Below are 26,542 nucleotides of genomic sequence, written 5' to 3'. Positions count from 1 at the left end.
AGCTAAATAGGTGATTCAATGTCAAAAGATAAAGTAATTATTGGTATGAGCGGTGGTGTCGACAGTTCTGTTGCTGCCGCTCTTTTGCTTGAGCAGGGATATGATGTAATCGGCGTGACCATGAAAATATGGCCCGAATCATTGGGGCAGGATAAAATTAAAGAAGGGGGCTGCTGCTCCTTGTCGGCAGTTGATGATGCCCGACGTGTTGCGGATCAGCTGGGGATTCCCTATTATGTGATGAATTTTCAAGAGATTTTTGAACAAAAGGTTATTGACTATTTTGTAGATGAATACCATAAAGGAAGAACCCCTAACCCCTGTATCGCGTGTAATAAGCACGTGAAGTTTGATGCGCTGCTGCAAAAAGCAGTGGCAATGGGTGTGAAGTACGTTTCTACCGGGCATTATGCTCGCATTGTGTATGATGATGTGCGACAAAGATACTTATTAAAAAAATCAGCTACAGTTTCAAAAGATCAGACTTATGCTTTATACAACCTTACACAGCAGCAGCTGAAGCATATTCTAATGCCTCTCGGCGATTATAACAAAGATCAGACCAGAGAGATGGCAAAGAAACTGGGACTAGGAGTCGCTTCCAAACCGGACAGCCAGGAAATCTGCTTCGTTGAGGATAATAACTATGCACGATTTATACATGAAAGAACAGGTAATTCAGGAAAACCTGGATATTTTGTAGATACGGAAGGAAATGTCCTTGGAGAGCATAAAGGGATTATTCATTATACGGTAGGACAGAGGAAAGGGTTAGGGATTGCTTTCGGTAAGCCTATGTATGTCATAGCCATTGATGCGGAAAACAATAAGGTGATACTGGGGGAATCAGGGCAGGAATATAGTGAAGCATTGATTGCGGGAGAACCGAATTTTATTCCTTTTGACGCATTGGATAGAGAACTAAGAGTAACGGCGAAAATCCGTTACAGCGCGAAGGAAGCCGAAGCCATTATTAGTCCCGATGCAAGTGGGAAGACCGTTGTGAAATTTTCTGTTCCTCAGAGAGCTGTTACACCGGGTCAGGCAGTTGTTTTTTATGATGGTGATGTGCTGGTTGGCGGCGGAACGATTGAGAAATCGTTATGAGAGGAGTTCTAACGCAACTATATATAAATTTGTAAAATAATTGCTTCTTATGAAGCTGTTTATTGAAGATGATATATTTTTATGATATTATATGCTCAAGGTAATCGGGAAAGCAGGGTGTGGTTGTCATCTCACTTCCTATGGGAAAGGGGGTGACGCTATGAGTACATACGAAACATTGTCATTAATGATTTTGTTCTCTATGTTGATTATAGCAGTCCTGGGTTTCAGGACAAAAAAATAATCACCCTGCCTCGCACGCAGTGTGATTAATCTAAATTAAATCACTTTGTGGCAACCGCACTTTCGCGGTACCGATTACCTTATTTATATTATAACACAAATAAGGTGATTGTAAACATTTTTATAATAATTGAAAGAAACAGAGGGTCATGCATGTTGATTTGAGAAATAAATCAACATGCATGACCCTCTTAGTTTTTTATTTATTTGTAGGGCAAAATCCACTTATTTTATTCAAATATAGGAACCAAAACACCCGGATATGCGTCTAACTTAATATTGACTTTTAGATGGTGATGATATGGAGAAAATAGATAATATTTTTGATAGTGAGTTTTTAAGAAAGATAGAGCAGCTAAGAATCGATTGCCGTAAGCTGATGAGTTCAAACGGAAATGGTAACAGGAAGTCTCGAAGCAAAGGAAGCTCGGTAGAATTTTCCGATTACAGGGAATATGCGGCAGGTGATGATTTCAGAAGAATAGACTGGAATGCCTACGGAAAATTCGAAAAATTGTTTCTCAAGCTTTTTACCGAAGAACGGGAAGCCAGAATTAATATCTTTTTAGATACCAGCGGCTCCATGGACTGGGGAGAACCGCATAAAGGAATACAAGGAAAAAGGCTCGCTGCTGCCCTTGCTTATATCGGTTTGTCTAATTTTGATAGAGTTTCGGTTTACTCAGTGAATGAGCAGTTGCATTCTTCACGAAAATCTATCCATGGTAAGGATGCATTCTGGCAGGTGCTGCGCTATCTTAATGACTTGCCCTTCGAAGGTGTTACAAATCTCAGTAGGGCAATCAAAACTTTTGATGGCAGTGGAGGAGCGGGAATCTCTATCCTTATATCTGATTTGATGTCCTTTGATGATGTAAAAGATGGGTTAAAGTACTTACAGTATAAAAAGCAGGATATTATTCTCTGCCAACTTCTTTCGCCGGAAGAATTACATCCTTCCATCGGTGGGAGTGTTCGGCTGCTGGATGTAGAGACGGGTGAAGCAAAAGATATCACTGTGTCGCACCGATTGATCAAGGCGTATCAAAACGTATTGGATGGTTTTAAAGATGATATTAAGAAATATTGCTTTAAACGGGGAATTCGTTATATAGAGTTATCTTCTGAAATAAGTATGGAAAGTATGGTAAAAATGACGATAGGAGCAAAGCAATGACTATTTATTCACCATTGGCATTTATATTCGCGGTTTTCTTACCTTTAATCGTTATTTTATATCTATTAAAGCAGCAGCACCAGGATTACCCTGTTTCCAGCATTATGCTGTGGCAGCAGGCATTGAAAGACATAGAGGCGAATGCGCCATGGCAGAAGCTGAGAAACAATTTGCTCATGCTGCTTCAGCTGCTTCTTATGTCGCTGCTGATATTTGCATTGGCAAAGCCGTTTATTCAAACCGAAGGTACGCTATCCAGGCATCTCATTCTTGTACTGGATGTATCTGCCAGCATGCAAGCAGAAGATACATCGCCCAGTCGATTTGAAAGTGCTAAGAAGGAACTGTTAAAAGTGATTGGAAACAGCAGTCCCAATACACAGTTTACAGTAATCAGCATGGGGCCGAAGACCAAGATCGAATTAAATGGCAGCATGGACAAAGGTACTGTAATGGAGATAGTAAAAAAGATAGCATTGACAAATGGTGCGGCCAATATTCAAGAAGCTAAAACAATCATTCAGTCTATTAAGCATGAATCTCAAAATGCGCAAGTGATCTTTTTGGGGGACAATAATTATAAAATTTTTGAGGATGCCCAATTTGTCAATGTGGCTGGAAACAATGAGAACGCTGCAGTACTCCTTCTCTCATACACGCAGCAGGGGGACAAAATCATTGTGTTATCAAAAATTGCAAACTATTCTTCGAAAGAAAAGAACCTTTCCCTATCGCTGTACGGTGACGAAGAAGTATTGGACGCTAAAGATATTTCTTTGGACGCCGGTGAAACAAAAGATATCTATTGGAATACAGTTCCATCAGACGTGACGCTGTTGGCTTGTGAAATTGAAGATAAAGATGATATCAATAATGATAATATTGGAAGAACGGTTATTGCAAAAGAAAAAGAGAGAAAAGTACTGCTGGTTACCGAAAAAAATGTTTTTTTAGAAAAAGCATTGCTGCTTATACCGGGTATTGAATTGTTTAAAACAAACCATGGTAATGCCAATATATCAGACGGCTATGATGTATATATCTATGACGGTTATATTCCGATTGAGCTGCCGACGGACGGAAACATATTGATATTCAATCCTACTCCTGAAAATCCTTGGGTGATAGTGCAGGATGGGGATGTTGAGATTTCTTCTGTAGATCAGTCTGCTCATTTTCTAATGGAGCACATTCAAGATTACAAATTTTCAATTGGAGCAGCTAGGGACATAAAGGTGCCTGAATGGGGAGAAATAGTATTAAGCAGCGGGGAAATGCCTTTGATTGTCGCCGGACAGAAAGGGACACAAAAAATCATTGCTGTGGGATTTGACCTTCATCATTCGGATTTGCCGCTTAAGTCTGCTTTTCCAATCATGATAAATAACTTTATGGAGTGGCTGGCACCTTCTGCAATGCAAAAAATAGGCAGCTTGCATCCGTATGAAGCAGCAGAATTTAATGTGAATCCCGAAGTAGAACAAATCAATGTTATCAGTCCGTCGGGTAAAAGGTCAAAAGCGGCACCGCCCTTTCCGGTGATTCCTTTTGAGCAGACCGATGAGATCGGTTTTTATACAGTTGAGTATACGTCGCAGAATCAAAATAAGTATGATTTTTTTGCCGTGAATTATCCTGTATCTTCTGAATCAATGTTGGTACACCAAAGCGGCAATGACGAAGCATCAATAAATATAGAAGACAGAAACAATAAATTGGAAATAGGTTATAATCTTACGTGGATTTTTATTCTTTTAGCTTTCATGGTGCTCTGTGTAGAATGGTGGGTGTATAATTATGGCAATTAGTTTTATTCAGCCCTATTGGCTTTTGTTGCTGCCTTTGGCTGCAGCAATGGTTTTTTTCATGAATCGGCATATTAAACAGCTAGTGAAGTGGAGAAGGATTTGTATCACTGTTTCAAGAATGGTCATCTTTACGATGTTAATTCTCGCGTTAAGCGGAATAAGTATTAAGAGCTATACGGATGATACTACTACAGTCTTTGTAGTAGACCGTTCAGATAGTACGGCAGAATGGGAAGAAACTGTTGGAAATTTTATTCAGGATGCCATCAACGAGAAGAGAAATAAGGATGGTATTGGAATCGTAAGCTTTGGTGCCAACGCGCTTGTTGAGCAATCCGTATCTCGGCAGCCAAGATTTAACGGTTTTGAAACAAAAATAGAGAGCAGTTACTCAAATATTGAAGAAGGACTAAGACTGGCATATTCACTCATGCCCACCGATACCAGAAAGCATATTGTACTTATTACCGATGGAAAGGAAAATATAGGTCATACATTGCAGCAAGTTAAGCTGCTGCGGGAACAAGGGATTGTGACAGATGTCTTTGAACTGCCTGAAAAGCAGCAGAATGATGTACAAATATCTCAGATTTCTGTTCCGGAGTATATCCATATTAATGAGCAATTTGATATTGTTGTGAACATTGATAGTAATATAAATACTTCCGCAAAAATATACCTATATGCGGACAATCAGCCTGTAACGCACCAGACTGTTGAAATACAAAAGGGTCAAAATAAGTTTGTTTTTAAAGACACGGCAACAAAAGGAGGAAACGTGGTTTATAAGGCAGTGGTAGATGCGGACATAGATGATGTACTGAAAAACAACGAAGATTCGCAGTTTGCCTATGTGAAGGATGTGCCTCATATTTTGCTCATTCAAGGCCAAGATGAAGCAGGACGTGAGCTTGCAAAGATTTTTGAAACCGATAGTGATATGACGGTTATAAAACCTTCCGCTGCTCCTCTGGAGCTTACAGAGATCCAGCATTACGACTGTATTGTGCTTTCTAATGTTTCGGCACAAGATTTGGATGATAGGTTTATGGACTCCTTGGAGTCCTATGTAAAACATCTGGGAAAAGGTCTGGTTGTTACAGGCGGGGAAGACAGTTATGCACTGGGAGGATATTTTAGGACCCCTCTTGAACGGATTCTTCCGGTAGATATGAATTTAAAGAATAAGGCGGATATACCCAACCTTGGGCTGGTGCTGGTCATTGATAAGTCAGGCAGTATGAGTGAGGGTCAGTACGGGTTGTCTAAAATAGAGCTTGCAAAAGAGGCCGCTATCCGCTCTACAGAAGCTTTAAAGGAGCAAGACGAGTTAGGCGTGATTGCTTTTGACGGAGCGGCGCAGTGGGTTGTAAAGACCGGGAAAGTGGATGATATCAGAGCGGTTCAGGAGAAGATCGGCAGTATAAGGGCAGATGGAGGTACCAGTATTCTACCCGCACTGGATCAGGCCATTCAATCTTTATCCGGCCGGGATACAAAACTAAAGCATATTATCCTTCTTACGGATGGCCAAGCAGAAAATTACGGTTATGATGGCTTAATACAAACGATGAAAAGTCAAGGTATTACCCTTTCATCCGTTGCCGTAGGTACCGGTGCCGATATGGATTTACTGCAGTATCTGGCAGAGAACGGCTCGGGAAGATTTTATAAGACCGATGTGTTTTCCGATATTCCTAAAATATTTACCAAGGAAACCTTTCTTGCCGGTAAAACTTATATCAACAATAGGCTCTTTACACCTGCATTAACAGGTTTTTCTGAAATCATGAGCAATATTGAGTCGGTTCCGGATTTACATGGTTATGTCGGAACCACAGCGAAAAGCACTGCAAAGGTAATATTGTCCAGTGATCAGGATGACCCTATCCTTGCTTCATGTCAGTATGGACTTGGTAAAGTAGTTGCTTGGACATCCGATGCAAAAGGGCAGTGGACGGAAGATTGGATGGCATGGGACCAGTCCGCAGCTTTTTGGAAAAACATTCTATCATGGACGTTGCAGCATAACCAAATGGAAGGGTATTCTCTAGAAGGACAGATTGAAGGGGACAAGGTGAATTTAGAACTTGCGCTGGAGGATATGGCAGCAGATAAAGAGATTACGGGGCTGGTCATAGACCCTGATATGCATGAAAATCAAGTGCGTTTTGATGTTACCGCACCTGGTAAGTATAAAGCACAGTTCAAAAGTGATAAACTAGGCGCATATATTACCCGTATTAATATAAAACATGCTGATGGAAGAGAAGAGAGTATACAAAATGGGATGGTACTTTCTTATTCACCGGAATATGATATGAATCATGTGAAGGATAAAGACCATATAGGAAGGTTGGCAGAAGCAGGGGGAGGAAGAGTACTGGAAAACTCCAGGCAAGTGATTGAAAGAGAATTGGAAAAAGTTTGGAGTGAAATGGATATTACCCATATCTTGCTTGTTATCGCTATGTTAGTATTAATGTGCGATATCTGTATTAGAAGGATTAATATTTCTCACCATAAAGTGCAAAAAATAAGCAATCAGGCGGCCTTGTTATGGATTAATATGAATAATACAATATCTAAAAAGGTACAAGAGAGACGTTATAAACAAAAAGAACATCCTCAAGTGCTCAATACAGAAAAGGATAATAACGCGAAACAATCATTTAAAAAGCAAGATGATCAATCGGGAAAAAATAAAAATATTCAAGATCAGTCAGAGCATACAAGCAGGTTGCTTAATATGAAAAAGAACAGAAACCTGTAAATAATGGACAATGGACAATGGACAACGAAGAGTGAAGAAGTAATAGTTAATAATGAATAGTTAATAATGAATAGTTAATAGTGAAGAATTAATGAAGAATAGTGCTGAGTGGGTGATGAATAGAAAGAGATGAGTTGGGAGCAACTCATCTCTTTTTAGAATAGGAGAATTGTTAAAGCTTATTGGTTCATAAATTCAATGGTACCCCCAGCTTGTTTGACGGAATTAACAAGTGTTTCAAGCTTAGAATTTCCACCCAATATAGGCAATCTTAGAACTAGGCATATTCCGCTGGGAGAAGATAATTCAATGATGTTGAGCAAGTTGATTACTGCGCCTGCTGGAATAAATACGCGAAGTACAGTGCCAGGTAGTTGAGGGCAAGGATTTTTAGGACATCTTTCATTTCCTGTAGACATAGATCATACCTCCTAATATTGATGTTTTGAAGGGTAGTAAGAATACCCCTTAGTGTCATAATATGCAGCAGGCATGAAAATGTTAACGTAATAATAATATGATAAACTAGTTGGAAGCTTTATTTACCGACATGAGTCCCAATAAAATATATTATGCATATTATGAATTGTAGTGTTAAAGTGATATATTTATTTTGATAGGTGGAGGTAGCCAATAATGAAAATGAAAAGAATAAAATGCAGTAATTTGGAAAGCTATCGTAAGGTTCCAACTGCTGCCAAAGAGGTATCAAAACATAGTGATAGAAAGATATCAATAAAAAAGGATACTTATAGTACAAAGCATATAGATACTATAGTAGAAGAAGAGGTTCAAAAGAAAGTGCAAGATTTTAGCGGACCACTATTCCATGTGCTAAATCCAAAAACAAGAACAAACTTTTATAAATGTACCGATTTGAAAAAATATACTACAGTTAGTGAAAATAACATCCTGCAAAAGCAAAAGATCGTATCACAGGCTAATGTTATAGATCAAACAGAGAATATAGTTCAAAAAGAAGCAGAAACATCGCAAGAGGACCACCTATATATGGATGAAGGCAAGTTAGAAGATAACATACTCATGGATTTTACAGAAGAGGTAGAAGAGGAAACAAGAGAAGCTGAGGCAGGGAGGGAACAAGAAGAGAAAATACAAGAGTGTAACTTATCAATAAAAGCATCCCCGATGATTTTAGATTTATTGCAATTTGTTACGATTACAAAAGAACCTGAACATGTAACGGAAGAAGATGATGAGGAGAATACTATTAATATTGAGGCGCCAACAACAATTGATCTTACAAAAATAATTAACAGTATGTTTAATGACCAACATCAGAACAGCTCGTCAAACCAGCTTCCTTCAATAGTGGATTTCATCTCTATAGGAAAGAAAGATGAAACAAAATAAATTAAAGTATACTTTTAATTTATCGTTGACAAATATTTAATATAAGACTATTGTAAGAATGTAAACGATTAATGGAATTTTAGATAAAATATTGGAGTTGATGAAGTTGGATGAAACCGATATTAAAATACTTAGGATATTGCAAAAAAACAGCAGAATATCTAATTCAGAAATAAGCAGTACCATAAATTTATCAGTTTCCGCAGTGGGTGAACGTATTAAAAAGCTGGAAAACTCAGGCGCTATTCTCCAATACACTGCGATTATTAATGGTGTACATTTTAAAAAAGAACTAACGGCTTTTATGTTTATCAGTCTTGAATCACCAAAGTATAATGATGGATTTCAGCAATTTGTCCGCAAGGAACATTCAATCTTGGAATGTCATTATATAGTGGGAAATTATGATTATTTAATAAAAATCGTTACCGAGACACCTTCAACACTGGAACGTGTGTTAAATAAAATAAAAAGCCAGCCGGGAATTATTAAAACATATACCAATGTTGTTTTGGATACTGTAAAGAATAGCCATTCTATTTATCCTGAATGAAATAATTACAATAAAGAACCCCTTATTACTGAAGAAAAGCGTGATAAGGGGTTCTTTATGTTTTCATACAGAAAAAATTTTTGTTTGCGTTTAGGAACAGTGGCTAAAAATAAAAAAATTTTGAAAAAAAAATAAATTCAAAAATATTTATTCATAAATATCAAATATATTGAAATTATTATTGCAAATTGTTATAATCACAATAACAATTAATTATGCGCATAAGAAGATGTTGAATGAATTCATTAATATAGAGGGTAATTTCTTTTTAAAATTTACAAAATATCTCCACATGAATTTTGTCTATAATATTAAATTTAAATCATCCGGAAAATCATTTTAAGTATTCGTGTGGAATAAGTTAACAACAATTTACCAAATCAAAATAGATGATTGATATCGAAAGGAGTTATTAAAATGATTATAGGATTGCCAAAAGAAATAAAAAATAATGAAAACCGTGTTGGATTAACGCCAGGAGGGGTTGGTGTTCTTGTAAAAAAAGGGCATAGGGTGCTTGTTGAGAAATCAGCGGGAATTGGGAGCGGATTTACAGATGAAGAGTATATTGCAGCAGGCGCAGAAGTGCTTGAGTCAAAGAAAACATTATTTGATCTTGCTGATACTATTGTAAAGGTCAAAGAACCTTTGGAAGAAGAATATGATTTGTTTAAAGAAGGTCAAAATCTATATACATATCTTCATTTAGCACCGAATAAACCATTAACAGATGCATTAATACGGAAAAAAATTACCGGAATCGCTTATGAAACCGTACAATTGGATTCGGGAGAGCTTCCGTTACTTGCACCTATGAGTGAAGTTGCAGGGCGGATGTCCGTTCAAATAGGCGCGAATCTTTTACAAAAGTATGCTGGAGGAAGAGGTGTTCTTCTTGGTGGAGTAACAGGCGTAAAACCGGCCGATGTTGTGATCGTAGGCGGTGGAGTAGTAGGAACAAATGCAGCAAAGATGGCGGTTGGGTTAGGTGCAAATGTTACAATACTAGATATCAGTACTGCGAGATTGCGCTATCTAGATGATATATTCATGGGAAAACTAACCACGCTGGTGTGTAATGAATACAATTTGGCTGAGACAGTAAAAAATGCAGATTTATTGGTTGGAGCAGTATTAGTGGCAGGCGCAAGTGCCCCTAAACTGGTTACCGAAGGGATGGTAAAAGGGATGAAAAAGGGTGCCGTAATCGTGGACGTAGCCATTGATCAAGGAGGCTCTATTGAAACTATAGACCGTGTAACTACCCATGACAATCCTTGTTATGAAAAATACGGTGTGATACACTATTCTGTTGCCAATATGCCTGGTGCGGTACCCAGAACTTCAACCTTAGCATTGGAAGCTGCAACGCTGCCGTATCTTATCCAGATTGCCGACAAAGGTGTAAAGACTGCATTAATTGAGAATCATTGTTTAAGAAAAGGTTTAAATACTATAAGCGGAAAAGTAACCTGTCAATCAGTTGCCAGTAGTCTGGTCTTGCCACATGCCAATGCTGTAGAGCTCTTGGAAGCCATATAACTTGATTTCATTAAGATCGATTTACTTAGTATGGTAACCAAATTAAAATTTTAAAATTAGCAAGTTATATATCCTATGAGTTCTCGTAGAGGCGGACGACTCTGTCCGCCCGATACATTATTGGGTTATCGGCGGGTGGACAGGGTCATCCACTCCTATAAAAGTTCCTAACCTTTTCGACTGACCGCTTTAGCACTAAATATTTCTATTCACTGCTAAAGCGACAGTTCTCAATTCCTGCATTAATTCTTTAAACTTATCCGGTTTTAATGACTGCGGGCCGTCACACATAGCTTTTGCCGGGTCATTATGCACTTCGATAATCAAACCGTCGGCACCGGCTGCAATCGCTGCTTTTGCTAGAGGATTGACGTATTTCCATGAACCGGTAGCATGACTTGGATCAGCGATGATGGGAAGGTGAGAGAGTTCCTTCACAACCGGTATGGCGCTGATATCCAAGGTGTTTCTGGTAGCCGTTTCAAAGGTGCGGATACCTCTTTCGCAAAGTATGATGTTGGGATTGCCTGTGGATATAACATACTCTGCTGCCATCAGCCATTCTTCAATGGTGGCAGACAGTCCCCTTTTTATAAGCACGGGTTTATTGGATGCACCTGCCTCTTTTAACAGCCTGAAATTCTGCATATTTCTGGCACCAATCTGAAGAATATCCGAATATTTTGCAACCGTTTCAACATCCCGGGTATCCACAACTTCGGTAACGATTTTTAGTCCGGTTTCATTGCGGGCGATATCAAGCATTTTTAATCCTTGTTCTTCTAAGCCTTGGAAAGCATAGGGGGAAGTGCGGGGTTTGAACGCACCGCCTCTTAGTATTTTTGCACCGGCTGCTTTTACTTTGTGGGCAGTAGCATAGAAGACCTGTTCATCTTCAACTGCGCATGGTCCTGCCATGACAATAAGTTCATTGCCGCCAATTTTTAGATCACCGATTTCTATAATAGTTTTATTTTGTTGTAGTTCTTTGCTGGCAAGTTTATAAGGTTTCATAATAGGAACAAGGTTTTCAACACCGGGAAGATTTTTAATCATTTCGGTATCCAGTAATCGTTTGTCCCCAATGGCGCCTATAACAGTTTTAATTTCACCATAGATCGGATGTGTTTTAAAACCTAGATTAACCAGAATGTTTTCAACACTCTGTATTTCTTCTTTAGTAGCTGATGAATTCATAACAATGATCATATTTTTATTACCTCCTAATTAGTTTTTTTGAAAAAATAAAAAACTCTTCATCCACAAAAGGGACGAAGAGTTGAACTCTGCGCGGTACCACCCGAATTGAATCCTAAAAGGAAACCACTTAAAATAAGCATACGAGAAATAATGTATAAATCAAAAATTTCTGATATACCCTCCTAGGTAACGGTTGGAGTTTCCGGCACAGCCTAATAGCACGTAAGCATTCAGCCTGCAGCTCTGGGGAGAACTTCGGATTAAATCAATTTATCAGGCTCACACCATTCCTGACTCGCTGGAAAATCTTTTTAAACTTACTTTTCCCCTTCATAGCATTTGAAGCTATAAATTATTAAAATACTAGCACATATATTGTGAAAAGTCAATAGTTTTTTTGAAAAAATTATACATTGAATCTAAACAGTATGACATCGCCATCTTGGACCACATATTCTTTTCCTTCAGACCGTACCAAACCTTTTTCTTTTGCTGCAGTATAAGTACCGGATGCCATCAAATCATTGTAAGCAACAACTTCCGCACGGATAAAACCTCTTTCAAAATCCGTGTGTATTTTACCGGCAGCTTGCGGTGCTTTTGTACCTTGTGTGATGGTCCAAGCACGTACTTCTTGAGGACCGGCGGTAAGATAACTGATCAAACCTAAAAGCCTGTAGCTGGTTTGGATAAGTCTATCCAAGCCTGAGCGGGTTAAGCCAAGGTCAGCCAAAAACTCTTTCTTTTCATCAGCATCCAACTCAGCAATTTCTTCTTCGATTCGAGCACAAATGGTCAATACTTCAGAATTTTCAGATTCTGCAAATTGTTTCAATTCTTTTACCATCGCATTGTTTTCTATACCGTTAACAAAATCTTCTTCGGATACATTCGCGGCATATACTACGGGTTTGAAGGTAAGAAGAGCGATATCTTTTACAATCTCCTGCTGTTCGGCATCAAACTGAATGCTTCGTGCAGGCTTGCCGTTTTCGAGTACAGTTTTGATTTCTTCCAATAAATCCAGTTCAGTCTGGAACTTTTTATCTCCGGATTTCATTGCTTTCTTAGTCCTGTCGATCCTTCTATCCAACATTTCCATATCGGCGAAGATCAGTTCAAGGTTAATGGTTTCAATATCTCTTAACGGTCCGATAGAGCCTTCTACGTGTACAATATTTTCATCTTCAAAGCATCTAACCACATGAACAATGGCATCAACTTCTCTGATATGGGATAAAAACTTATTGCCTAAGCCTTCCCCTTTACTGGCACCTTTAACCAATCCTGCAATATCAACAAATTCGATGCTAGCCGGAGTAATTTTATCAGGATTATACATTTCAGCCAGTTTATCCAGCCTTTCATCAGGAACAGGCACAATTCCTACGTTTGGCTCAATAGTGCAGAACGGATAATTTGCAGACTCTGCTCCAGCCTGTGTTATGGCGTTAAACAGCGTGCTTTTACCTACATTTGGTAGTCCGACGATTCCAAGTTTCATAAAATCTATCCTTTCATATAAATCTATATCATCGTAATAACTATATAAATAGCGAATAAGAATTTTACACGGTTAAACAGCGGTAAATCTTTAGCGCATTTATTATATATTTAGACATATCACATTACGAAAGAATATTATATAACACTGAAAATGTTTACGCAAGGAATATACGATAAAAAAAATAAAAGCTTTCTGATTTTTCACATAATTGATATACATAAAGGAACAACTCGTTTCATTATTTCATATGATAAACTAGAATGCAAAATGTATATTTTAATTACTTACTACAATGATACTATTACAATTAAAGGAGGTGATAAGTGTGGATGGTATCGATTCTAAAAATAGGGTTAATAACGCTAAAATAATAAAAACATGTGTCGTAAATGAATGCAGCAGTGAGTGTATAACACCGGTTGGAAAAAATGGACCTGTAATCACGAAAATACCGGTTGTTATTGCACAACCGGAAGTTCAGATAAATATAGAATCTATCATAGAACTAGAACAAGCTGCGTTAGAGATAAAAGAGGTTAAAAAGAATGTATTTTTAACTCAGTGTAAACTTATTCATATCGATTCTTCTAAGGTCGGTAAATTGTTTCTGAACGGATTTGTAAGAAAAAATATTGAATATGCTACAGTAGAAAGTGAATGCACAAAGAATAGGGTAATCAACGGAAGTGTTTGTCATACTACAGTGAATATTCCTTTTAAGTGCGTCACAAAAGTTGAATATTCAGTTCCGCCCATCACGTGCAATAAAAACTCTGCATCACAAATAGCGATTTTTACAGATAAACTTGCCGGCTGCGACCCTTGTGGGCAGAATATTATAGGAAACGATCCTTGTGAGCAAAGTTTCCAACATGTAGAATGTCTTAGCGAGGAAGTATTCTGTGAATTAGTGGAAGTAAAAATATTTGAAGAAGATACCCATAGAGAGCCTGTTTCTTTAGGATGCGAGTTTTCTAACGAGCAATTATTTGATAGTTTTGTAGAAAAAATGGTGTTATTCATAAGATTAAAGTTACTTCAAAAGCAGCAGATATATATCCCTGCCCCCTATGAAGCAATGCGTGAAGAATACGGTACTAATGAAAAAAAGAAGGAGAACACTTGCAATAAGGTGGAGAAGAATCGGCATGACGTTAAAAAAGGTTACGTTAAAAGTGCCGGTACACTCTACACCGGATGCAAGAGCCATTAAATGCTTAAAGAAATAAGACCTATTTATCAGTCCATAAAACACATTTGAGTACATATCATGATAGGTGCTTAAATGTGTTTTGGATTGTCTATTTAAATATAAAAAATAAAGAGTATAAATGGTGAGAAATTACTTAAGTTTACATAGTAACATATTATTTAAACCACGCATATTCTAAAGTAGGAAGTAAAATATGTAGAATGAACACAGAATCATTCATTTTATTATCCTAAAAAATAAATATGGAGGTTTTAAAATGACGTGTGAACAATCCTGTATTCGACAAACTTGTAATGCTAACGTATCTGAAGCAGTTACGTTAAATGAATGTTCTAATGAATGCACAAAACCGATTGGAGAGTTTGGCCCTCTGGTAGCTAAAATTCCGGTGGTTATTGCAGAACCGGAAGTCCAGATAGACGTAGAGTCTATCATCGAGTTGGAACAGCCTGCACTAGAGATAAAACGCATTAAAAAGAATGTATTTTTAACTCAGTGTAAACTGATTGATACTGACTCTCATAAATCAGGGAAGCTGTTTTTAAGTGGGTACGTAAGAAAAAATATTGAATATGCGACAGTAGGATGCGAACCAAATGATAATGGTGCCATTAGCGGTGATATCGTGCATACAACCGTCAATGTTCCATTTAGATGTGTGACAAAAATACACTATATTAATCCACCTGTTACGTGTAAAACAGGATTTTCAAAAGAGATTCAATATTTTACCGATCAACTGGTTGGCTGTGATCCGTGCGCGCAAAACATCATGGGCCGTAACCCATGTGAACAAGATTTTCAGCATTACGAATGTTTTACTGAAAGAGTGTTCTGTGAATTAGAAGACGTTAAGATTTTTGAAGAAGATATTCACAGAAATCCGATGTCTCTAGGATGTGACTTCCCTGCTGAGCATGTCTTCGAAAGCTTTACGGAAAAAATGGTACTGTTTGTTAAGTTAAAAGTACTTCAAAAACAGCAGGTATATGTTCCGGAACCATATAAAAATAAAAAATGCAGTGACTATGAAGACAAGTGGAACTGGAAATCCAAACCCTCAAAACGTCATTATAGATAAAAATAGATGATTAGGTATATCATCTGTTGAAGCATCTATCGTGTTTCATTTGTTAATCCCCTCTGCAAAGATAGTTCAAGAGGTGAGTACTCTAAGAGTCTTAGAACTCACCTCTTCTTTCTAATGGTTTAGTTCTAATGATTTAGTTAAAATTTAGTCAAAAAGATATTGATTTACCTCTGAAATCATGTTATAATCATTTAAAGTTTATTAGTAGAGTAGAGTTTAGATAGTTTAGGCGAGATGAGATGAGTTTAGTTGACGAGTGTAGTTACATAAAGGATGAAGCAGCATCCTGTAATTGCATTATTTCTTTATATAATTGTGTCAATAAACCGGGACGTTTCGTTCGGGTTTTTTTATTTTTCATCTCATATGCCTCACAATGAAGGGGAGGTATCATATGTATTATCCATCGCATGAGCAGTACATGATCTACAGCGAAAATTCAAAGGTTATTCCTGTAAGCTGTGAAATTAGTGCGGATATGGAAACACCCATTTCAATCTACAAGAAATTTTCCACCGAACAATACAGCTACCTTTTTGAAAGTGTAGAAGGAGGAGAACGGTGGGCAAGGTATTCATTTGTAGGCAGAAAACCGTTTATTATATTTAAAACAATGGAGGGACTCACCACCATTCAAATTCAAAATGAAAAATTAGAATATAATGAAAATCCGTTTAGTGTGCTTCAAAAATTATTGGACAGTTTTAAGAGCCAGACGTTTCATAACTTGCCAAGGTTCTACGGTGGGGTCGTAGGATATTTCGGCTATGACATGATTAGATGCTATGAAGATATCAAAGACGAGAATCCCGATGAGCTAGGCATTCCGGACTGCCATTTGATGGTACCCGAAGAGGTCATTGTTTTTGACCACTTAAAACAGAAGATTCATATTATCGTAAATACATTCCCAAGTAAACAGCAAAATCCCTATGAGGAAGCGCTTAAAAAAATAGGACATATCATTAATGAGTTAGCGTCGGTTAAGTTTAATAGTAAAACATCGGATACGCATCAGATTGTGAATAATGAGGAGTATTCCTTCAGTGTTACCAAGGAAGAGTTTTGCAATAATGTTTTGAAGGCCAAAGAATATATCAGAAATGGAGATATTTTTCAGGTAGTTTTATCGCAAAGATTAAGAAAAAAGTTTGATGGAGATCCTTTTGATGTCTACCGTACCTTGAGAACATTAAATCCTTCTCCTTATATGTATTTTCTTAAATTTGAAGATTATGCTATTGCGGGGGCTTCTCCCGAAATGCTTGTCCGTGTTGAAAACGGCATCGTGGAAACCTGTCCCATTGCAGGTACAAGACCAAGAGGGAAAACACCTGAAGAAGACAAAAGGTTTGAGGAAGACCTGTTGCGTGATGAGAAAGAAAGGGCGGAGCATACTATGCTGGTGGATTTGGGACGTAATGATATCGGAAGGGTATGCACTTTTGGCAGTGTGAAAGCAAAAAATATTATGCACGTAGAAAGGTATTCCCACGTTATGCATATGGTCACCAATGTAGAAGGTAAAAAGGCTGAGGATAAGTCTCCGCTTGAGGTATTGACCTCGGTACTTCCCGCAGGAACCGTTTCGGGGGCGCCTAAGGTACGTGCCATGGAGATTATCGAAGAAATTGAAAATATACGGCGTAATGTATATGCAGGGGCGATAGGATATATAGGCTTTGATGGAAATCTGGACACATGTATTGCGATAAGAACAGCGGTTTTTAAGAACGGTAAGGTGTATATACAAGCTGGTGGAGGGATTGTAACAGACTCTGTGCCGGAAAATGAATATGAAGAGTCTATTAATAAGGCAAAAGCCCTGGTTAATGCGGTGAAGAAGGCAGGTGAGATAAAATGATTTTAATTATTGATAATTATGATTCTTTTACGTATAACCTCTATCAGTATGTTGGAAGTATAAACAGCGATATCAAAGTAGTGAGAAATGACAAGATGAGTGTGCGGGAAGTAGGGGAAATGTCACCTTCACATATCATTATATCTCCCGGCCCCGGTTTTCCTAATACAGCAGGCATTTCCATCGATGTGATTAAAACTTTTTGTTCTACGATTCCGATTTTAGGTGTTTGTTTAGGACATCAAGCAATAGGAGAAGCCTTCGGCGGAAAGATCGTGCACGCTGTAGAACTATATCATGGCAAATCATCCGAGATACTTTTGGAAGATTGTGAAATTTTCAAAGGGTTGCCCCGGCAGATCCAAGCAGCAAGGTATCATTCTCTGATTGTAGAAAAAGCAAGTCTCCCGCCAGAATTGAAGATTATTGCATCTACTTATGCAGGTGAAATCATGGGAGTACGCCACAAGGAATATCCTGTTTATGGGATACAGTTTCATCCGGAATCTATCATTACAGAATACGGTATGGACATGATTAGTAATTTTTTAAGTATATAGAAGAGATGAGAATAGAATAGGAGAGATGTGCGATGTTAAGAAATGCGATAGATCATTTGGTCAATGGACAAAATCTAAAGGAACAACAAGTCATTCAAGCAATGGAAATGATCATGAATGGAGAAGCTACTTCAGCTCAGATTGCAGCTTTTATCACTGCATTAAGAATTAAAGGGGAAACAGTTGAAGAAATAACGGGTTGTGCGAAAGTCATGAGGAAAAAAGCAGAGAGTATTTATCCTGAATTGGATTATTATATAGATACCTGTGGCACAGGAGGAGATGGTGCACATACATTTAATATTTCAACAGCGGCGGCTTTTGTTGCAGCGGCAGGAGGTGTTCCGGTTGCAAAACACGGAAACCGTTCGATGTCCGGCAAAAGCGGAAGCGCAGATGTGCTGGAAGCTTTAGGGGTGAACATCAATTTAACGCCTCCACAGGTAAAAGAATGTATAGAGCAGGTGGGTTTAGGATTTATGTTTGCCCAAGCATTTCATAGATCGATGAAATATGCGGCAGGACCCAGAAAAGAATTAGGCATTAGAACCATATTCAATGTACTTGGACCATTAACCAATCCGGCTTCAGCCAAAGGACAAATGCTGGGTGTATATGACAAGCAGCTGCTTCGCCCTATCGCTTCGGTTTTATCTAATCTGGGGGTGGAACGTGCAATGGTGGTTCACGGCGAAGACGGATTGGATGAGATCTCATTAACCGGAAGAACCTTGGTATGTGAATTGAAAGATGGAGAAATCAGTGAATATATATTGGATCCGCGGGATTATGGCATGGCATTGTGCCGGCCGGAGCATTTAAAAGGAGGAACAGCTCAAGAGAATGCCCGTATTATTCAGGATGTTTTTGAAGGCTGTGAAGGTGTGCAGAAAGATGTCATCGTATTAAACAGTGCCGCCGCATTATATGTTGGTAAAAAAACATCTACCATCCAGGAAGCAATCGGTATGGCCGACGGTATTATCAAAGACGGAAGCGCAAAACGTAAGCTGGGCGAGTTTATAGCATTTACAAATAAGAACGAATTTAAGGTACAGCATTAAGTATGGAGAGCTGAGGAAGGTGAATTTATGATCTTGGATAGAATAGTAACCCATAAGCTAAAACAGATTGAACAGGAAAAAAGACAGGTTACACTAGATGAGTTAAAAGGTAAATTGAAGAACAACACCCAAAGGCCCGTAAATGATTTTTACACGGCGTTATATAAGCCGGGAGAACTGTCAATCATCGCTGAAGTAAAAAAAGCATCCCCATCTAAAGGGGTGATATGCCAGCAGTTTGAGCCGATAAAAATCGCAAATACCTATTATGAGAACAAAATTGAAGCGATTTCGGTGCTTACCGAAAGAGAATTTTTTATGGGCAGTGATGAATACCTGGTTCAAATCAGACAGAATGTGCCCATACCGCTTCTAAGAAAAGATTTTATTATTGACTGCTGGCAGATTTACCAGTCAAGGATATTAGGGGCAGATGCTATTTTACTCATCGTCTCTATTCTTGATGATGAGCAGTTGAAGAAATTTCAAATTATCGCAAATATCCTTAATCTGCATTGTTTGGTAGAGGTACATGATGAATATGAGCTGGAGCGGGCATTGAAGTCCGGTGCCAACATCATAGGTATTAATAACAGAAACCTAAAAACCTTTGAAACGACTTTAGCAACAACCGAGAGACTGATACGGCATATGCCTCAAGATGTTTTAGTGGTAAGTGAAAGCGGTATAAGGAATAATGACGACATGAAGGTGCTGCAGCAAATGGGTGCAAATGCGGTATTGATAGGAGAAACATTGGTCAAATCTTCCAGCATTCCGCAAAAAATCAATGAGCTGCGTGATGGGATAGGAGCTTAAGTATATGGTAAAAGTAAAAATCTGTGGGCTGACGACCAAAAAGGATATAGATATCATCAACAAGTATCGGCCTGACTATATTGGCTTTGTTTTTGCTGAAAGCAGAAGAAAGGTAACGCCGGGTATTGTCAGAGAAATGACTGGTGCTTTAGCTGCGGAGATAAAAAAGGTGGGCGTATTTGTAAATGCAAGTGCGGAAACAGTCAATGAGATCAGTGATATATGTGAGATAGATATTATACAGCTTCATGGTGATGAGACACCGTATTACTGCTCACTGATTAATAAACCTATCTGGAAGGCAGTGCGTGTGAAAGATGAGAAAAGTCTGGAAAATGTTCAGCAATATCCTGTAGATACTCTGTTATTGGATGCGTATGCTGCGGACCAATATGGCGGTGTTGGACGTACTTTTGATTGGGAGTTGGTATCCAAAATTGGAGCTGACAGGAGAATTATTTTAGCCGGAGGCCTTAATAACGGCAATGTTGAAGCTGCCATTTCATTGGTTCATCCTTATTGTGTAGATGTAAGCAGTGGAGTAGAGACAGACGGGCGGAAAGACGAAGCGAAAATCAAAGAATTTTTGGAAAAGGTAAGATTTGGAGGGTTTGAAGATGAATAATGTTAAAGGAAGATTTGGCGTTTTTGGAGGGCAATATGTTCCGGAAACACTCATGAACGCATTAGTAGAGCTTGAGAAACAATATCAAAGATATAAAGACGATCCGGATTTTAATGAAGAGCTGACCTATTATCTTAAAGAATATTCCGGTAGAGAGACACCGCTGTATTATGCCCGACGGCTAACCGAACATTTAGGCGGAGGGAAAATATACCTAAAAAGAGAGGATTTGAATCATACCGGTGCGCATAAGATTAATAACGTTTTAGGGCAAATCCTGCTGGCACGAAGAATGGGTAAAAACAGAATCATCGCCGAGACCGGTGCAGGTCAGCATGGCGTAGCTACCGCAACGGTTGCCGCGATGTTCGGGCTCCAATGTGAAATCTATATGGGTGCAGAAGATGTGGAAAGACAGGCATTAAATGTGTTCAGAATGAAACTTTTAGGGGCAAAGGTCAATACGGTTCACTCAGGTACCGCTACTTTAAAAGATGCAACGAATGATGCGCTTCGCGATTGGGTTGCTAATGTTGAAAATACGTTTTATGTTATCGGGTCTGTGGTAGGACCGCATCCATACCCTATGATTGTAAGGGATTTTCAAAGGATTATAGGCGATGAAGCAAGAAAACAGATTTTGCAAAAAGAGAACCGTCTTCCCGATTATGTTATCGCATGTGTAGGAGGAGGCAGCAACGCTATGGGTATTTTTTATCCGTTTTTACTGGATGAGAATGTAAAACTGATGGGTGTTGAAGCAGCCGGGTTGGGGGTAGATACCGACCAGCATGCGGCTACGCTGACAAAAGGAAAGATTGGCGTACTTCATGGAATGATGTCCTATTTTCTGCAGGATGAAGACGGACAGATTGATCCGGTATATTCCATATCGGCAGGATTGGATTATCCCGGGATAGGACCTGAACATGCGTATCTAAGAGACAGTAAACGGGCAGAATATGTTAGTATTACCGATAAGGAAGCTATAGAGGCGTTTGAACTTCTGTGCGGCATGGAAGGCATCATTCCTGCATTGGAAAGTTCACACGCTATTGCATATGCTATAAAGTTGTGCCCAACTACCAAGAAAGACGATATTATCCTGGTAAACTTATCAGGAAGAGGCGATAAAGATGTTTATACAATCGCAAATGTGATGGGGGTGAGTTTAAATGACAAGGATTGAGAAAAAATTCGAGATATTAAAACAAAATAGCCAAAAAGCGTTAATCACATATATTACCGCCGGAGATCCCGATGTGCAAACCACTAAGCGGCTGGTTTTGGAGATGGAGAGAAATGGTGCGGATATCGTTGAGATCGGAATTCCTTATTCAGATCCGGTGGCTGATGGTCCGGTCATTGAAAGAGCGGCACAGAGGGCACTTGAAAAGAAAATAAAGATTAAAGATATTATGAATATGGTAAGAGAATTGAGAAAAGAAACGCAGATCCCTCTTCTATACCTATTATATTTTAATTGTATGCTCCAGTATGGGATAGAAAAGTTTATTATCGAATGTTCTGAAATAGGGTTGGATGGGCTGATTATTCCCGATCTTCCCTTTGAAGAGAGTGAGGAAATACGAGAACTTGCGTCAAAATATGATGTTAATATCATTTCATTGATAACACCTACTTCAAAAGAAAGAATCAAAAAAATTGCCCAGCATGCAAAGGGATTTATATATTGCGTATCGTCTACCGGTGTTACCGGTACACGCCAAAAGTTTGAAACAAACTTTTTAGATTTTATGAATGAAATCAGTAAATATTCCGATACGCCAAAAGCGATAGGATTTGGTATATCATCACCTCAGCAAGTGAAAGAGTTGAAGGATTATTGTGAAGGCGTGATTGTGGGCAGCGCTATTGTAAAAAGAGTGGAGGACTATGGACAGACCGAACGGCTTTTTGATGAAGTCGGGAGCTTTGTTGGTGAACTAAAAAAAGCAGTATTGTAAGAGGTGCCATTGGCACTTCTTTTTTAAATTATTTGTGAACTTTATTCATTTTGTATTGAACATAAGCATTTATAATATATAATAAGTATAGAAACAGACTTTTTCAGTAATATTACACAGTCTGGTAGTATAGATAATCAAAATTGAAGTTTAAAATATCCTGAGTGTAAGTCCGAAATAGAAGGGATTTAGATGGTTAGTTGTAGGGGCGGACGACCCTGTCCGCCCGATGCATTATTGCGTTATCCGCGGGCGGACAGAGTCGTCCGCCCCTACAAGAGCTCATATGATATATAAGTTGGTAAACTATAATCCTCAATTTGGTTATCTATAGCCTATAAATGGTTCAGGACTTAAATAACTGGAGGGAAAAACATGGCATCTTTTGTAAAGATACTGGTGGTAGATGATGATTATAATATTTGTGAATTAATCAGGTTATACCTTGAGAAAGAAGGCTTTACGGTAGTGACGGCATATACTGGAACAAAAGCGCTGGATTTATTTAAAGCAGAGACGCCTTCTCTTGTCGTATTGGATATCATGCTGCCTGAATTGGATGGATGGCAGGTGTGTAGAGAAATAAGGAGAATAAGTAATATTCCTATCATCATGCTTACTGCTAAGGGTGAGACATTTGATAAGGTACTGGGATTAGAGCTGGGTGCGGACGATTATATGGTAAAGCCTTTTGAAACCAAGGAATTGGTTGCACGAATAAAAGCTGTTCTTCGTAGGTATGAGCAGAAAAGCGCAGACGTGAAGGAAGTTGTATATCCTAATCTTCTAATTAACCTTGCGACATATCAGTTAAAGGTGAACGGGAAATTCATGGATATCCCGCCTAAAGAATTGGAACTGCTGTATTATCTTGCATCTCATCCTAATAAAGTATTTACCCGAGAACAACTATTGCAGGAAGTATGGGGCTTTGATTACTTTGGAGATTCCAGAACGGTGGACGTGCATATAAAGCGTTTAAGAGAGAAATTGGATTGCGGGGAACAGCCGTGGGAGTTAAAGACAGTATGGGGAGTAGGATATAAATTTGAGGTGAAATAGATTGTCTAAAAGTATATTCAGTAAACTGATGTCGGCATATTTTTTAATTATATTGATCACCTTTATCATAGTAGGGGTACTATTATTCGGTCTGCTCCGCGATTATGCCACCTCAGAGAAAGAAGAGTTGTTAAGATATACAGGTGAAAGAGTAGAAGAAATGACAACCGTATTGATCGATAATAGCAATAGCGTAGTTGAAAGGCTGTACAGGCTCAATCTGGAATCTTATGGAACCAATACGCATTCATTTATTTTTATAATCGACCAATCGGGGGATATATTTGCAACATCCAATCCTGCTTATAAATATATGGAGGGTGAAAATCTAACCAAAGAACAGTATGGAGATGTTCTGTTGGGAAAAAGCTATAAAAAGATCGGTAATTTTGGAGGAATGTTTAATCAGACGGTGCTCAGTGTTGGAATGCCCATTAAGTATCAAAATGAAATTATTGGAGGTGTTTTTTTAAATTCTCCTATTCCAGAAATTAATCGGTTGACCAATGATGTATTTAGATTATTTATGTTTTCGGTATCTATAGCTATTATTACAGCTTTTGTGCTTATCTACTTTTTATCGAGAAGAATTTCAAGGCCCTTAAAAATAATCAACAAAGCTGCAAAAACAATAGCGAACGGACAATTCGAAAACAGGGTATCCATTGAATCGCAAGATGAGATTGGTGAGCTTGCCAATACCTTTAATAGTATGGCAGAATCGCTGCAGAATTTGGAAAACATGCGGAGGAGCTTTGTAGCAAATGTATCTCATGAGCTTAGGACGCCAATGACGACCATACAAGGGTTTATAGAAGGTGTTATTGACGATACCATACCTCATGAAAAACAAAAACAGTATTTGAATATTGTTCTGGATGAAGCCAAGCGTCTTTCAAGGATGGTTAACGATCTTCTTGACCTTGCTAAGATGGAGGCTGGGGAAAGAGAATTGGATATTCGGGAGTTTGATATTAATGAATTGATAAGAATAAGTATAATAAAATTTGAAACGAGACTTATGGAAAAAAATATTCATGTCCATGCAAACTTTGAAGATGAGCATAGCTATGTTAAAGCTGATATGGACAGTATTCAGAGAGTTATAACCAATCTGCTTGATAACGCAATAAAATTTTCGGAAAATGAAGGCATTGTCGATATTACTGTAGAGACAAAAGGAAGTAAGGTATACGTTTCTGTACAAGACTATGGTATCGGGATCGACGCACAAGAGCTGAAATATATCTGGGATAGATTCTATAAAACGGATAAGTCTAGAAGTAAGGATAAAATCGGGACAGGACTAGGCTTGGCCATTGTAAAAAATATTATTAACCAACACGGAGAAGAAATATTTGTAGAAAGCGAACTAGAAAAATACACCAAATTTATTGTTACACTAAATAAGGCATAGACTTTTTAGATAGTTTACAGTCTGTTCATACTTTTTTAAAAAAGATAGTTTACAATATAGTTAGAGTAAAACAAGATTCATGAGGAGGTAATTTACATGGATGAATTTAATAACTATAAATGGCATCGGGATGATTTTGAAAAAGATGCGGTAAATAAGCAGCCTACGATATTTAATAATACACAATCCTACTATACTGAAAATTATTCACAAAAAAAGAAAAAGAAGAAAAAGCTGTCTTTAAACTATATTACGGTAGCTATTATCAGTGCAGTAATTGGAGGAATGATATTTGGCTCTACATTCGCATTTTTAAGTCCCATGTTGAATAATACGCTATCAAGTGCACCAAATTCCGCAGTGTTGGCCGATAAAGACAATGACGCTCAAAATAATGAGCAAACTGATGAAAACAATGAAAGTACCAATAATAATGCTAACGAGAATAACAGCGACAATCAGGAAAAGAATGTGGATTCGGTTACTCCTGCAACACCTAAAATAGTAGCCAATGAAAGTGGAAATATAGAACTATCAGTGATGGATATTGCAAAAAAAGTCGGACCTGCTGTAGTAGGAATTATTAACAGAGTACAGACGCAGGGTTTTATCCGTGAGACAGTAGAGCAAGGCAGCGGTTCAGGGATCATTATGAGTCCTGACGGATATATCATTACCAATAATCACGTTATTGAAGGTGCTACAGAGGTAACGGTCATATTAAATACAGGTAAAAAATATGAAGCAAGGCTTATAGGAAAAGATGCCAAGACCGATTTGGCGGTCATTAAGATTGATGCGGAAGATTTACATTATGCACAATTGGGTGATTCTTCAAAACTGCAGGTAGGAGAGTTAGCGGTAGCTATTGGAAATCCATTAGGCCAGGAGTTTGCCGGGTCAGTGACAACGGGGGTTATCAGTGCTTTAAACAGAACTATCAAAGTGGAAGATAAAACTATGACGTTAATTCAGACAGATGCGGCAATCAACCCCGGTAATTCCGGAGGCGCATTGGTGAATTCCTATGGTAAAGTCATTGGGATCAACACCATTAAAATGTCTGCTACCGGTGTAGAAGGAATAGGATTTGCCATTCCGGCCAATGAAGCAAAGCCCATTATTGAGGAGTTAATACAGCATGGTTATGTGACAGGAAGACCTTTAATAGGCATTAGCGGTCGTAATGTTACTGAGGATATTGCAAAAATGTATGATTTGCCTGTTGGTGTTTATGTTGATCAGGTTGCACAGAACAGTGGTGCTGGGAAAGCAGGAATACAACCAGGTGATGTCATTGTCAAGTTTAACGGTAAGACAATAAAAACAATGGATGAACTAAATCAAGAAAAAGAGAATTTTAAAGCAGGCGATATTGTGGAAATAGAAGTCAGACGTGATATGAAAGCAATGACTTTTGAAGTGGAACTTATAGAAGAAAAAAATTAAATTATTTTAAAGTATTCTAATATTATTGTTATTAGGATACTTTTTTTGTATATATATAAATATAATACCGCAATTTTATATGTTTAAAAAATCAAAGTTTTGTGACACTAACTATTATGAGCATGATG

At 38.2% G+C, this 26,542-nt stretch carries 22 protein-coding genes and 1 other annotated feature; of the genes, 19 read left to right on the top strand and 3 right to left on the bottom strand.

Annotation, left to right across the window (positions count from 1 at the left end):
• Positions 1-18 precede the first annotated feature (18 nt).
• The 4 genes from mnmA to QKW49_RS02285 all read left to right on the top strand — a co-directional run bounded on the left by mnmA (position 19) and on the right by QKW49_RS02285 (position 7,108).
• On the top strand, positions 19-1,107 hold the full coding sequence (gene mnmA / locus QKW49_RS02300; protein ID WP_282865980.1) for a tRNA 2-thiouridine(34) synthase MnmA: 1,089 nt from the start codon (positions 19-21) through the stop codon (positions 1,105-1,107).
• A gap of 544 nt (positions 1,108-1,651) precedes the next feature.
• On the top strand, positions 1,652-2,527 hold the full coding sequence (locus tag QKW49_RS02295) for a DUF58 domain-containing protein (protein WP_282865979.1): 876 nt from the start codon (positions 1,652-1,654) through the stop codon (positions 2,525-2,527).
• Positions 2,524-4,335: a BatA and WFA domain-containing protein gene (locus QKW49_RS02290; RefSeq protein ID WP_282865978.1), complete on the top strand. Its 1,812-nt coding sequence runs from the start codon at positions 2,524-2,526 to the stop codon at positions 4,333-4,335. The genes QKW49_RS02295 and QKW49_RS02290 overlap by 4 nt, the downstream gene beginning before the upstream one ends.
• Positions 4,325-7,108 carry a VWA domain-containing protein gene (locus QKW49_RS02285; RefSeq protein ID WP_282865977.1) on the top strand — a complete coding sequence of 928 codons (2,784 nt, stop codon included), beginning with the start codon at positions 4,325-4,327 and terminating at the stop codon, positions 7,106-7,108. The genes QKW49_RS02290 and QKW49_RS02285 overlap by 11 nt, the downstream gene beginning before the upstream one ends.
• A gap of 179 nt (positions 7,109-7,287) precedes the next feature.
• On the opposite strand, the gene QKW49_RS02280 is transcribed toward QKW49_RS02285, so the two are convergent.
• The gene (locus QKW49_RS02280; protein ID WP_282865976.1) at positions 7,288-7,527 is read right to left on the bottom strand and encodes a hypothetical protein; all 240 of its coding nucleotides are present in this window, start codon (positions 7,525-7,527) and stop codon (positions 7,288-7,290) included.
• A 217-nt stretch (positions 7,528-7,744) separates the two neighbouring features.
• Between QKW49_RS02280 and QKW49_RS02275 the strand changes: the two genes are divergently transcribed.
• The 3 genes from QKW49_RS02275 to ald all read left to right on the top strand — a co-directional run bounded on the left by QKW49_RS02275 (position 7,745) and on the right by ald (position 10,577).
• On the top strand, positions 7,745-8,482 hold the full coding sequence (locus tag QKW49_RS02275) for a hypothetical protein (protein WP_282865975.1): 738 nt from the start codon (positions 7,745-7,747) through the stop codon (positions 8,480-8,482).
• A gap of 100 nt (positions 8,483-8,582) precedes the next feature.
• Positions 8,583-9,035, top strand: coding sequence for an Lrp/AsnC family transcriptional regulator (locus tag QKW49_RS02270; RefSeq protein ID WP_282865974.1), 453 nt, complete (start codon positions 8,583-8,585; stop codon positions 9,033-9,035).
• A gap of 417 nt (positions 9,036-9,452) precedes the next feature.
• Complete coding sequence (gene ald / locus QKW49_RS02265; protein WP_282865973.1) at positions 9,453-10,577, top strand: alanine dehydrogenase; 1,125 nt, start codon at positions 9,453-9,455, stop codon at positions 10,575-10,577.
• Between the two features lie 195 nt (positions 10,578-10,772).
• Here the strand turns inward: ald and aroF are convergent, their stop codons facing one another.
• Positions 10,773-11,786 (bottom strand): 3-deoxy-7-phosphoheptulonate synthase, encoded by a 1,014-nt coding sequence (aroF, locus tag QKW49_RS02260; protein ID WP_282865972.1) that lies wholly within the window; start codon positions 11,784-11,786, stop codon positions 10,773-10,775.
• 55 nt (positions 11,787-11,841) lie between these two features.
• Positions 11,842-12,120 (bottom strand) — a binding site (T-box leader).
• 63 nt (positions 12,121-12,183) lie between these two features.
• Positions 12,184-13,281 carry a redox-regulated ATPase YchF gene (ychF, locus tag QKW49_RS02255; RefSeq protein WP_282865971.1) on the bottom strand — a complete coding sequence of 366 codons (1,098 nt, stop codon included), beginning with the start codon at positions 13,279-13,281 and terminating at the stop codon, positions 12,184-12,186.
• Positions 13,282-13,609: 328 nt separating this feature from the next.
• Between ychF and QKW49_RS02250 the strand changes: the two genes are divergently transcribed.
• The 12 genes from QKW49_RS02250 to QKW49_RS02195 all read left to right on the top strand — a co-directional run bounded on the left by QKW49_RS02250 (position 13,610) and on the right by QKW49_RS02195 (position 26,414).
• Positions 13,610-14,497 (top strand): CsxC family protein, encoded by an 888-nt coding sequence (locus tag QKW49_RS02250; protein WP_282865970.1) that lies wholly within the window; start codon positions 13,610-13,612, stop codon positions 14,495-14,497.
• 256 nt (positions 14,498-14,753) lie between these two features.
• Positions 14,754-15,578, top strand: a complete 825-nt coding sequence (locus tag QKW49_RS02245; protein ID WP_282865969.1) for a CsxC family protein — start codon at positions 14,754-14,756, stop codon at positions 15,576-15,578.
• Positions 15,579-15,981: 403 nt separating this feature from the next.
• Entirely contained in the window at positions 15,982-17,451 is a 1,470-nt protein-coding gene (gene trpE / locus QKW49_RS02240) for an anthranilate synthase component I (RefSeq protein WP_282865968.1), read from the top strand.
• Positions 17,448-18,011: an aminodeoxychorismate/anthranilate synthase component II gene (locus QKW49_RS02235; protein WP_282865966.1), complete on the top strand. Its 564-nt coding sequence runs from the start codon at positions 17,448-17,450 to the stop codon at positions 18,009-18,011. The genes trpE and QKW49_RS02235 overlap by 4 nt, the downstream gene beginning before the upstream one ends.
• Positions 18,012-18,043: 32 nt before the next feature.
• Positions 18,044-19,075 (top strand): anthranilate phosphoribosyltransferase, encoded by a 1,032-nt coding sequence (trpD, locus tag QKW49_RS02230; protein ID WP_282865965.1) that lies wholly within the window; start codon positions 18,044-18,046, stop codon positions 19,073-19,075.
• A gap of 27 nt (positions 19,076-19,102) precedes the next feature.
• Positions 19,103-19,894 carry an indole-3-glycerol phosphate synthase TrpC gene (trpC, locus tag QKW49_RS02225; protein WP_282865964.1) on the top strand — a complete coding sequence of 264 codons (792 nt, stop codon included), beginning with the start codon at positions 19,103-19,105 and terminating at the stop codon, positions 19,892-19,894.
• A gap of 4 nt (positions 19,895-19,898) precedes the next feature.
• Positions 19,899-20,519 (top strand): phosphoribosylanthranilate isomerase, encoded by a 621-nt coding sequence (locus QKW49_RS02220; protein ID WP_282865963.1) that lies wholly within the window; start codon positions 19,899-19,901, stop codon positions 20,517-20,519.
• Positions 20,512-21,708, top strand: coding sequence for a tryptophan synthase subunit beta (trpB, locus tag QKW49_RS02215; protein ID WP_282865962.1), 1,197 nt, complete (start codon positions 20,512-20,514; stop codon positions 21,706-21,708). The genes QKW49_RS02220 and trpB overlap by 8 nt, the downstream gene beginning before the upstream one ends.
• Positions 21,695-22,486 (top strand): tryptophan synthase subunit alpha, encoded by a 792-nt coding sequence (gene trpA / locus QKW49_RS02210; RefSeq protein ID WP_282865961.1) that lies wholly within the window; start codon positions 21,695-21,697, stop codon positions 22,484-22,486. Before trpB ends, trpA begins: the two co-directional genes overlap by 14 nt.
• 375 nt (positions 22,487-22,861) lie before the next feature.
• Positions 22,862-23,548: a response regulator transcription factor gene (locus QKW49_RS02205; RefSeq protein ID WP_282865959.1), complete on the top strand. Its 687-nt coding sequence runs from the start codon at positions 22,862-22,864 to the stop codon at positions 23,546-23,548.
• Between the two features lies 1 nt (position 23,549).
• Positions 23,550-24,965, top strand: coding sequence for an ATP-binding protein (locus QKW49_RS02200; protein ID WP_282865958.1), 1,416 nt, complete (start codon positions 23,550-23,552; stop codon positions 24,963-24,965).
• A gap of 96 nt (positions 24,966-25,061) precedes the next feature.
• The gene (locus tag QKW49_RS02195; protein ID WP_282865957.1) at positions 25,062-26,414 is read left to right on the top strand and encodes a trypsin-like peptidase domain-containing protein; all 1,353 of its coding nucleotides are present in this window, start codon (positions 25,062-25,064) and stop codon (positions 26,412-26,414) included.
• The last annotated feature ends 128 nt before the right edge of the window (positions 26,415-26,542 follow it).

The organism is Petroclostridium sp. X23, from assembly GCF_030013905.1.
Classification (GTDB): Bacteria; Bacillota; Clostridia; order SK-Y3; family SK-Y3; genus X23.
This window is presented reverse-complemented; position numbering and strand designations above follow the sequence as displayed.

Excerpts from the sequence above, each read along its gene's own strand:
- mnmA (WP_282865980.1), top strand. The coding sequence starts at position 19 with ATGTCAAAAGATAAAGTAATTATTGGTATGAGCGGTGGTGTCGACAGT.
- QKW49_RS02295 (WP_282865979.1), top strand. The coding sequence starts at position 1,652 with ATGGAGAAAATAGATAATATTTTTGATAGTGAGTTTTTAAGAAAGATA.
- QKW49_RS02290 (WP_282865978.1), top strand. The coding sequence starts at position 2,524 with ATGACTATTTATTCACCATTGGCATTTATATTCGCGGTTTTCTTACCT.
- QKW49_RS02285 (WP_282865977.1), top strand. The coding sequence starts at position 4,325 with ATGGCAATTAGTTTTATTCAGCCCTATTGGCTTTTGTTGCTGCCTTTG.
- QKW49_RS02280 (WP_282865976.1), bottom strand. The coding sequence starts at position 7,527 with ATGTCTACAGGAAATGAAAGATGTCCTAAAAATCCTTGCCCTCAACTA.
- QKW49_RS02275 (WP_282865975.1), top strand. The coding sequence starts at position 7,745 with ATGAAAATGAAAAGAATAAAATGCAGTAATTTGGAAAGCTATCGTAAG.
- QKW49_RS02270 (WP_282865974.1), top strand. The coding sequence starts at position 8,583 with ATGAAGTTGGATGAAACCGATATTAAAATACTTAGGATATTGCAAAAA.
- ald (WP_282865973.1), top strand. The coding sequence starts at position 9,453 with ATGATTATAGGATTGCCAAAAGAAATAAAAAATAATGAAAACCGTGTT.
- aroF (WP_282865972.1), bottom strand. The coding sequence starts at position 11,786 with ATGATCATTGTTATGAATTCATCAGCTACTAAAGAAGAAATACAGAGT.
- ychF (WP_282865971.1), bottom strand. The coding sequence starts at position 13,281 with ATGAAACTTGGAATCGTCGGACTACCAAATGTAGGTAAAAGCACGCTG.
- QKW49_RS02245 (WP_282865969.1), top strand. The coding sequence starts at position 14,754 with ATGACGTGTGAACAATCCTGTATTCGACAAACTTGTAATGCTAACGTA.
- trpE (WP_282865968.1), top strand. The coding sequence starts at position 15,982 with ATGTATTATCCATCGCATGAGCAGTACATGATCTACAGCGAAAATTCA.
- QKW49_RS02235 (WP_282865966.1), top strand. The coding sequence starts at position 17,448 with ATGATTTTAATTATTGATAATTATGATTCTTTTACGTATAACCTCTAT.
- trpD (WP_282865965.1), top strand. The coding sequence starts at position 18,044 with ATGTTAAGAAATGCGATAGATCATTTGGTCAATGGACAAAATCTAAAG.
- trpC (WP_282865964.1), top strand. The coding sequence starts at position 19,103 with ATGATCTTGGATAGAATAGTAACCCATAAGCTAAAACAGATTGAACAG.
- QKW49_RS02220 (WP_282865963.1), top strand. The coding sequence starts at position 19,899 with ATGGTAAAAGTAAAAATCTGTGGGCTGACGACCAAAAAGGATATAGAT.
- trpB (WP_282865962.1), top strand. The coding sequence starts at position 20,512 with ATGAATAATGTTAAAGGAAGATTTGGCGTTTTTGGAGGGCAATATGTT.
- trpA (WP_282865961.1), top strand. The coding sequence starts at position 21,695 with ATGACAAGGATTGAGAAAAAATTCGAGATATTAAAACAAAATAGCCAA.
- QKW49_RS02205 (WP_282865959.1), top strand. The coding sequence starts at position 22,862 with ATGGCATCTTTTGTAAAGATACTGGTGGTAGATGATGATTATAATATT.
- QKW49_RS02195 (WP_282865957.1), top strand. The coding sequence starts at position 25,062 with ATGGATGAATTTAATAACTATAAATGGCATCGGGATGATTTTGAAAAA.